This window comes from Nodosilinea sp. P-1105 (assembly GCF_012911975.1).
In the GTDB taxonomy this organism is placed as follows: domain Bacteria; phylum Cyanobacteriota; class Cyanobacteriia; order Phormidesmidales; family Phormidesmidaceae; genus Nodosilinea.
On record NZ_SMDQ01000166.1, the window covers coordinates 1 to 1,181 of the forward strand.

Below are 1,181 nucleotides of genomic sequence, written 5' to 3' on the forward strand. Positions count from 1 at the left end.
GTTACCGTTAATGTCTTGCTTACTGATAGGCTATCAATCGCAGCACTGCCTTTCACCTGTAGCTTTTCTGCATTGGCACTTGTGGCTGGAGCAACGCCAATACCAACATTACCTGTTAAGGTGCTAGCCTCGGTTACCTTTAAGGTCTTGCTTACTGATAGGCTGTCGATCGCAGCACTGCCTGTCACCTGTAGCTTCTCTGCACCTGTGCCGGGTTCACCCCCAATGCCAACTTTACCGTTAAGGGTGAGCGCTTTCTCGATGGTAAGTGGGCCTTGAATAGTGTCGGTTCCCTGGCGGTTTACCTTAGCCGTGTCGAGGCGCATGACCTCGGGAGTGCGTCATACTTTGAGTGGAGAAAATAAATCGAGGCGACCGCTGAGATAGGCGCAGCGCAGCGCCAGGATTTGCGGCACTCGCTCGGGCTTCCATCGCGCCCCGGTAATCTGTACCCGTTCGTCGATCTGCTTGATCCAAGACTCAACGGGGCCAGAGCCAATGGGCAGTCCCTCCATCTGGTAATACCGATAATTCGGAATCCGACTTCGGTGGGTTTGCAAATACGTCTGAAAGCGTCGTGAGGGGTCTGTTTTAACCGGGGCGAATAGGGCAAGGGTTTTATCCACTTGCCCCTCCCACAGCAGAGATTCAGCCTCCTGCAAGCGTTTTAACGACCCACCGACCTTGTGCAAGTTCTCAATGAGGTGATACCAATCCAAGATTTCCTCGGCGATCTGGGGCACCTCAAGTTGGGCAAACAGCGACCAAATCCCGGCATGGCCATCCCCTAAGCAGTAGAACAAACTGACGAAGGTTAAGTGATGTAGCCAGTCCAACAAGGCCGAATTATCCTGGAACCACGCCATACCCGGCCCGTCGCCATTGACTCGAACGGCTTTATATTGCTTCCATTCGCTGGGTTGACCGGGGTCGCCGACCAATCGCACCATCCCCCCATCCAGGTCAACTTCAGCCACGGATTCGGTGATCTCAGGGGCCTCGATAGGGGTTCTATTGACGATGCGCTCTTGCGTTTTGGCACTGACACTGACCCCGGTTAGCAGGTCAATATCTCGGGCGGCTTGCTGATAGGAGGCTTTAGCACTCATCCGCTGACAACACAACTCCAGCAACGGACTCTGTTGAATACCAGGCTTAACGCCCAGTTTCTCGGCTTGGGT

Annotated in this window: 1 protein-coding gene and 1 pseudogene; both read right to left on the reverse strand. The window is 54.1% G+C overall.

The window, feature by feature from the left end; all coding sequences use genetic code 11:
* A pseudogene (locus tag E1H13_RS26550) lies at nt 1-326 on the reverse strand (hypothetical protein); the annotation flags it as partial.
* 15 nt (nt 327-341) lie between these two features.
* On the reverse strand, nt 342-1,181 hold an 840-nt coding region (locus tag E1H13_RS26555), incomplete at its 5' end, for an ISKra4 family transposase (protein WP_169617963.1).